The following is a 6,985-nucleotide window of genomic DNA, read 5'->3' on the forward strand; positions in this document are numbered from 1 at the left end:
CCCGGCATGGCGACCGGCGGCATGGGCGATATCCTCACCGGCGTGATCGCGGCGCTGCATGCGCAACATCTGCCGCGATTCGAAGCGGCGGTGTTCGGCGCACTGCTGCACGGCGCGGCCGGCGATGCCGCTGCGCGCATCGATGGCGAACGCGGGCTGCTGCCTTCCGATCTGTTTCCGCACCTGCGCCGCATGGTGAATCCGGAATGACGGCGCCGGTTTTCGCGCTGCTCGACGCCGACGCCACCGAGGAGTTGGGGCAACGGTTGGCACAGGCATTCACCGCGCCGCTGGTGATCCATCTGCACGGTGATCTCGGCGCCGGAAAATCCACGCTCGCGCGCGCCATGCTGCGTGCGCTGGGCGTGACCGGCGCGATCAAGAGCCCGACGTACACACTGATCGAGCGCTACCGGCTCGCCGATGGCGAAGCCGCGCATCTCGATCTTTACCGGATCGCCGAAGCCGCCGAACTTGATTTCCTGGGCTTGGACGAACTCGCCAGCCAAGCCCAGCTCTGGCTGGTCGAATGGCCCGAGCGGGGCGGCTCGGGCCTGCCGGCAGCCGATCTGGATATCAGTCTGGCCGTGGCGGGCGAGGGTCGCCGCGCACAGTTGCACGCAGGCAGTGACATCGGCCGGGTCCTGCTGGCAAGACTCAATGAAATGGCGGCTCCTGGAGCCTCTTCTTAGGAATTTCCGAGGAAAGTCGCCCAGGTGCTGGATTTTAAAGGGGAAACCCCTTGCAATCCGGAAAAGCTGGTGCTTCAATCCGGGCCATGCGCCCGACCCCGCTCCTGATTCCGCTTTTCGCCGCGCTGGCCACAGCAGCCGGCAGCGCGTCGGCGGCCGATCTGCGCAGCGTGCGGCTGCTGGAGAACGACCAGGGCACGCGCGCTGAAATCGAGCTTTCCGCGCCGGCGCAGTACAAGTTTTTCACCCTGAGCAATCCCGCGCGCCTGGTCGTCGACCTGCAGGGCGCCAAGCTCGACGCGGCTTACGACTTGCCCGCTGCCAACGGCGTGGTCACCAATGTTCGTACCGGCCGGCCGACGCCGGACACTTTGCGCATCGTGTTCGAGTTGGGTCGCATGGTTTCCACGGACGCCCATGTCGAGGGTAGTGGCGGCCGCACGCGCCTCTTGCTCGATCTGTCGCCGCCGGGCGGTACGCCGCGCGCCGCGGCGCCTCTGCCCTCATCGATCGCTGTCACTTCGCCTGCAACAACCACCAGGCAACCCGAGTCAATCGCCGCGGCGTTGCCGGCGATCGAGCCCGCCGAAGTCGTCACGCCACGCGTGCCGCCAGCAAAAACCATGAAGGACGTGATCGGCCCGGGCCAGCGCCAGTTGATCATCGCCATCGACGCCGGCCATGGCGGCAAGGATCCCGGTGCGCACGGCCCCAGCGGCCTCAACGAAAAAGCCGTCACGCTCGCCGTGGCGCGTGAACTCGCGCGCCAGATCGACGCCGACCCCGGCATGCGCGCCGTGCTGATCCGTGACGGCGACAGCTTCGTGCCGTTGCAGGACCGCTACATGAAGGCGCGCTCGGCCCAGGCCGACCTGTTCATCTCGATCCATGCCGATGCCGCGGTCAACGATGCCGCGAACGGCGCTTCGGTGTTCGTCCTGTCCACGCGCGGCGCCTCCTCGCAAGCGGCGCGCTGGCTGGCCGATCAGGAAAATGCCGCCGACCTCGTCGGCGGCGTTTCCCTCGACCACAAGGACCACAATCTTGCCGCCGTGCTGTTGGATCTGTCGCAGAGCGCAACCATGCGCGCCTCCGACGACATCGCCGGGCAGGTGCTGGCCTCGCTGAAGAATGTCGGCAAGGCGCACAAGTCCAGCATCGAGCGCGCGAACTTCGTTGTGCTGCGGTCGCCGGACGTGCCGTCCATGCTGATCGAGACCGGTTTCATCACCAATCCGGTTGAAGAGCAGAAGCTCAACGACCCCGACTATCGCAAGCGCCTGGCTTCGGCGATCACCTCCGGTGTGCGTTCGTATTTCACCGACCAGCCGCCGCCGGGTACCTGGTACGCCGCCCGGCAGGACGACGTGCCGATGCCGGCGATGGTTGCCGTGAACGATCGCAGCCCGCGACGCAGCAGCAGCCACGTGGTCAGCCGCGGCGAAACCCTGACCCTGATTGCCGCCCAGCATGGTGTGCCGGTAGACACGCTGCGCGAGGCCAACAACAAGCACAACGACCGCGTCCGCGTCGGCGAGCGCCTGCGCATCCCGATGGTCGCCGCCCTGCCGCAGTAAGGCCGCGGCCGTTCCGGCCAGGCGCCATGCCGCTGCTATCATTCCGGCTTTGGAGACCGCCAAAGCCGTGCCGATCCGCCTGCTGCCCGACACCCTCATCGACCAGATCGCCGCCGGCGAAGTGGTCGAACGCCCGTCTTCCGTGGTCAAGGAATTGGTCGAGAACGCCCTCGACGCCGGCGCGCGCCGGGTCGACATCGATCTTGAGGAAGGCGGCATCCGCCTGATCCGCATCCGCGACGATGGCGGTGGTATTGCCGCCAGCGACCTGCCGCTGGCGGTGTCGCGACACGCGACCAGCAAGATCGGTTCGCTCGACGATCTCGAGCAGGTCGCCACACTCGGTTTTCGCGGCGAAGCCCTGCCGTCGATCGCCTCGGTCAGTCGTTTTTCGCTGAGTTCGAAAACGCCAGCCGCCGAGCACGGTGCGCGCCTGGAAATCGACGGTGGAAAGCAGTCCGGCGTGCTGCCGCATCCGCATCCCAACGGCACCACCATCGAGGTACGCGACCTGTTCTACAACGTGCCGGCGCGACGCAAATTCCTGCGCGCCGAGCGCACCGAATTCGGTCATGTCGAGGAATGGCTGCGTTCGCTGGCATTGGCGCGGCCGCAGGTCGAGCTTCGCGTTTCGCACAACGGTCGCCTTGCCCGTCACTACCGTCCGGTCGCCGAATCCGGCGAGCGCCTGGCTCGCGTCGCCGAAGCGCTGGGCGAGGAATTCGTCAGCAACTGCCTCGCGCTCGATCATGCCGGCGCCGGCCTGCGCCTGCATGGCTGGGTCGGTCTGCCAACGGCATCGCGTTCCAGTGCCGACCAACAATATTTCTACGTCAACGGCCGCGCAGTGAAGGATCGCGTGGTCGCGCACGCGGTGCGCCAGGCGTATTCCGACGTGTTGTTCCATGGCCGCTATCCGGCCTTCGTGTTGTTCCTCGATCTCGATCCGCGCCGCGTCGATGTCAACGTACATCCGGCCAAGCACGAGGTGCGTTTCCGCGACGGCCGCCTTATCCATGAGTTCGTGTTCAAGACCTTGCATGAAGCGCTGTCGGCGACGCGCGCGGGCGCGGCCGCAGTGCCGGAATCCGCCTATGCCGTCGCCGAAGCGGGTGCGTCGTATTCCGCCTGGCAGCATGCGCCGCAGGGCGCGATGAATCTGCCGGTGGCTGATGCGCTGGCGTCGTATGCGGCGCTTTATCGCAGCCCTTCCACATCGATGCCGATCCCGGCCGGCGCGGCGCTCGCACCGATGCCCGCGGCCAATGAGTCGGCGCCGCCGCCGCTGGGTTTCGCGCTCGCGCAGTTGCACGGCATCTTCATTCTCGCGGAAAACGAACACGGCCTCGTGCTCGTCGACATGCACGCCGCGCACGAACGCATCACCTACGAACATCTCAAGCAGGCCAAGGACGGCGAGGGCATTCGCGCGCAACCGCTGCTGGTGCCGTTGGCGCTGGCGGTGGCCGAGCGCGAGGCCGACATCGCCGAGGAATACGCCGAGACGCTGAACACCCTCGGCTTCGACCTGCGTCGCGCCGGCCCACAGGCACTGAGCGTGCGTTCGGTGCCGGCCCTGCTCGCTGATCTCGATCCGCGCCCGCTGGTGCTTGACCTGCTCAACGACCTGCGCGAGCACGGCAGCAGCCGGGTGATCGAGCAGGCCCGCAACGAATTGCTCTCGACCCTGGCCTGCCATACCTCGGTACGCGCCAACCGGCGCCTGACCCTGCCGGAAATGAACGCATTGTTGCGCGACATGGAGTCCACGGAACGCTCCGGACAATGCAATCATGGCCGCCCGACCTGGGTGCAACTGACCAAGGCCGAACTCGACAAACTTTTCCTACGTGGACGCTGACCCACCATGCGCAAACTGAGCCTCGCCACCGCTTTGATCGCTGCTCTCGTCCTGCTGGGCGCCTGCGGCAAGAATGATGACGCCGCCACCGCCGACCCTGCCGTCGCCGCGCACAAGCGCGCTTACGACAAGGAAATCATGGACTGGCGCAATGAGCGCGTGCAGCGCCTGCAGAAACCCGATGGCTGGCTGTCGCTGGTCGGCATGCACTGGATCGATGTCGGCACTACCCGTGTCGGCAGCAACCCGAAATTCAGCACGCGCCTCGCGGTCGGCCCGTCGTTGATCGGCATGCTCACCCTCACCAAGGAAGGCAAGACGACCCTGGTGCCGGAACCCGGCGCCGAGATCCTCATCGATGGCCAGCCCGCCACCGGTGCGGTGAATCTGGTCAACGATGTCGATGCCGGCAACGACGGCAGCCCGACGGTGGTCGGCTTCAACAAGGGCGATGCCAGCTTCATCGTGATCAAGCGCGGCGACAAGTTCGCCCTGCGCGTGCGTAACGCGATGGCGCAGACGCGGATCAACTTCGCTGGCATCGATTATTTCCCGATCGACGAATCCTTCCGCTTCAAGGCGAAGTTCACCCCGCATGAGCCCGGCAAGAAGATCGATATCGTCAACATCCTCAGCCAGGTCGAGCCGATGGACAATCCCGGCACGGTGACCTTCGAAAAAGATGGAAAGAGCTTCACGCTGGAAGCGGTCGACGAAGGCGACCACCGCCTGTTCCTGATCTATGCCGACCGCACCAGCGGTCACGAGAGCTACGCCGCTGCGCGTTTCACCTATGCCGATTATCCCGGCGCCGACGGCACCACCATCGTCGACTTCAACAAGGGCTACAACCCGCCCTGCGCGTTCACGCCGTTCTCGACCTGCCCGATGCCGCCGCTGCAGAACCGTCTCGACCTGGCGATCAACGCTGGCGAGAAAAAGCCACGCAAGCCAGGCTCGGTGGCGCTCTGAGATGAGCAAGGCCGCGCTTAAAAAGTGGTTGCCGCTGCTGCTGTTGTCGCTGTGCTGTTCCTGCGCCCAGGCCGAACCGCCCAAGCCGCTGCTGTGGAAAGTCGGCGATGCCGACAACCACATCTACCTGCTCGGTTCCTTCCATGCGCTCAAGCCCGAAGACTATCCGGTGGCGCCAGCGGTCGATGCCGCCTTTGCCGATGCCGAGACCGTGGTGTTTGAGTTGTCGCCGCAGGAAATGCAGTCGCCCGAGCTGATGCAGAAAATGCTTCGTGCCGCCGCGCAGCCGCCGGGCCGGACGCTGGAGCAGAATCTGTCGCCGCGCAGCTGGCAGCAATTGCAGGCCTACACCAGCGAGCGTGGCCTGCCGCTGCAGACGTTCGAACACTTCGATCCCTGGTTCATGGCGTTGGTGATCAGCTCGACGGAAATGCAGCGCACCGGTTTCGATCCCAAGCAGGGGCTGGACCAGCAGCTGATGACGCGCGCCGCCGATGCCGGCAAACCCACGCGCGGCCTGGAAAGCGTCGACGAACAGATCGCCGCGCTCGACAGCATGAGCGAGGAAGAACAACGCCAGGCGCTGACAGAAGCGCTGGATGAATCGGCGACAATGAAGTCCGAGCTCGACACCTTGCATGCACAGTGGCGCGCCGGCGACGACAAGGCCTTGTTCGCTGCGATGGGCACGAAACTCCAGCACGAATATCCCAAGCTCTACCAGCGCATCGACGTTGATCGCAACAATGCCTGGCTGCCGAAAATCCGCCAGATGCTCGATCAGCAATCGGGCACCGACACCCTGGTCGTCGTCGGCAGCCTGCACCTGCTGGGGCCGGATGGCCTGATCGCCAAGCTCAAGGCGGCGGGCTACAAGGTGGAGCGGCTGTAGCTGTTTGTAGGAGCGACGCAAGTCGCGATAGTTCGCTTTGAAGCTATCGCCAATCGCGACTTGCGTCGCTCCTACGACGACGCCACCGCCACCAGATCGATGCAATCCACCGGACACGGCGGGATGCACAACTCGCATCCGGTGCACAGGTCGGCCAACACGGTGTGCATGAGTTTCGGTGCGCCGATGATCGCGTCGACCGGGCAGGCCTGGATGCATTTGGTGCAGCCGATGCATTCGGCCTCGCGGATCAATGCGACGACGGCCGGTTTCTCGATGCCGTTGTCGGGGTTGAGTGCGATGACTTGTCGGCCCAGCAGTTTCGCCAGTGCGCGGATGCCGTCAGCACCGCCGGGCGGGCATTGGTTGATGTCGGCCTCGCCGCGTGCGATCGCCTGGGCATAGGGTTTGCAGCCGGGGTAGTTGCATTGGCCGCATTGCGTCTGCGGCAGCAGGCGGTTGATCTGCTCGACGATCGGATCCGGCGCGGCCTGGAATCTTTTTGCCGCCCAGCCAAGCAGCGCGCCAGCGGCCAACGCCAAGAGGACGATCGTGGCCAGCGCCGTGATCGTTGTCATCATCCGTGCGTCATGCCGGCAAAGCCCATGAAGGCCAGCGACATCAGCCCGGCGGTAGTCAGCGCGATCGGCGCACCGCGCCAAGCGGCCGGCACGTCGGCGGTTTCGAAGCGTTCGCGCATCGCCGAGAACAGGATCAACACCAGCGCAAAGCCCAGCGCCGCGCCAAAGCCATAGACGATAGCTTCCAGCAGCGAGTGTCGCGCCTGTACGTTCAGCAGCGTCACGCCCAGCACCGCGCAGTTGCTCGCGATCAACGGCAGGTAGATGCCCAGCAGCCGGTACAGCTGCGGATTGCGCCGCGTCATCACGATCTCGGTGAATTGCACCACCGCCGCGATCACCAGAATGAAAGCCAGCGTGTGCAGATAGTCCAGTCCCAACGGCTGCAGCAGCCAGTGATGCAGCATCCA

Annotated in this window: 8 protein-coding genes; 6 read left to right on the top strand and 2 right to left on the bottom strand. The window is 65.4% G+C overall.

The window, feature by feature from the left end:
• The 6 genes from VKM35_RS03850 to VKM35_RS03875 all read left to right on the top strand — a co-directional run.
• On the top strand, positions 1 to 210 hold a 210-nt coding region (locus VKM35_RS03850), incomplete at its 5' end, for an NAD(P)H-hydrate dehydratase (RefSeq protein WP_324318540.1).
• Positions 207 to 692 (top strand): tRNA (adenosine(37)-N6)-threonylcarbamoyltransferase complex ATPase subunit type 1 TsaE, encoded by a 486-nt coding sequence (tsaE, locus tag VKM35_RS03855; RefSeq protein WP_324318542.1) that lies wholly within the window; start codon positions 207 to 209, stop codon positions 690 to 692. The genes VKM35_RS03850 and tsaE, both read left to right, overlap by 4 nt.
• An 86-nt stretch (positions 693 to 778) precedes the next feature.
• Positions 779 to 2,269, top strand: a complete 1,491-nt coding sequence (locus VKM35_RS03860) for an N-acetylmuramoyl-L-alanine amidase (protein ID WP_324318544.1) — start codon at positions 779 to 781, stop codon at positions 2,267 to 2,269.
• 67 nt (positions 2,270 to 2,336) lie between these two features.
• Positions 2,337 to 4,130, top strand: a complete 1,794-nt coding sequence (gene mutL / locus VKM35_RS03865; RefSeq protein ID WP_324318554.1) for a DNA mismatch repair endonuclease MutL — start codon at positions 2,337 to 2,339, stop codon at positions 4,128 to 4,130.
• Positions 4,131 to 4,136: 6 nt separating this feature from the next.
• Positions 4,137 to 5,102, top strand: a complete 966-nt coding sequence (locus VKM35_RS03870; RefSeq protein WP_324318546.1) for a DUF1684 domain-containing protein — start codon at positions 4,137 to 4,139, stop codon at positions 5,100 to 5,102.
• Between the two features lies 1 nt (position 5,103).
• Positions 5,104 to 5,994 (top strand): TraB/GumN family protein, encoded by an 891-nt coding sequence (locus VKM35_RS03875; RefSeq protein WP_324318548.1) that lies wholly within the window; start codon positions 5,104 to 5,106, stop codon positions 5,992 to 5,994.
• A gap of 71 nt (positions 5,995 to 6,065) precedes the next feature.
• Here the strand turns inward: VKM35_RS03875 and rsxB are convergent, their stop codons facing one another.
• Together rsxB and VKM35_RS03885 are read right to left on the bottom strand one after the other, a co-directional pair.
• A complete protein-coding gene (gene rsxB / locus VKM35_RS03880) occupies positions 6,066 to 6,572 on the bottom strand; it encodes an electron transport complex subunit RsxB (protein WP_324318550.1) in 507 nt (168 codons plus the stop codon).
• A partial coding sequence (locus VKM35_RS03885; RefSeq protein WP_324318552.1) for an electron transport complex protein RnfA occupies positions 6,572 to 6,985 on the bottom strand: 414 nt, incomplete at its 5' end. The genes VKM35_RS03885 and rsxB, both read right to left, overlap by 1 nt.

The sequence above is a fragment of the Arenimonas sp. genome (assembly GCF_035312645.1).
In the GTDB taxonomy this organism is placed as follows: domain Bacteria; phylum Pseudomonadota; class Gammaproteobacteria; order Xanthomonadales; family Xanthomonadaceae; genus Arenimonas.

Coding starts and splice junctions, on each gene's coding strand:
- tsaE (WP_324318542.1), top strand. CDS start 207: ATGACGGCGCCGGTTTTCGCGCTGCTCGACGCCGACGCCACCGAGGAG.
- VKM35_RS03860 (WP_324318544.1), top strand. CDS start 779: ATGCGCCCGACCCCGCTCCTGATTCCGCTTTTCGCCGCGCTGGCCACA.
- VKM35_RS03870 (WP_324318546.1), top strand. CDS start 4,137: ATGCGCAAACTGAGCCTCGCCACCGCTTTGATCGCTGCTCTCGTCCTG.
- VKM35_RS03875 (WP_324318548.1), top strand. CDS start 5,104: ATGAGCAAGGCCGCGCTTAAAAAGTGGTTGCCGCTGCTGCTGTTGTCG.
- rsxB (WP_324318550.1), bottom strand. CDS start 6,572: ATGACAACGATCACGGCGCTGGCCACGATCGTCCTCTTGGCGTTGGCC.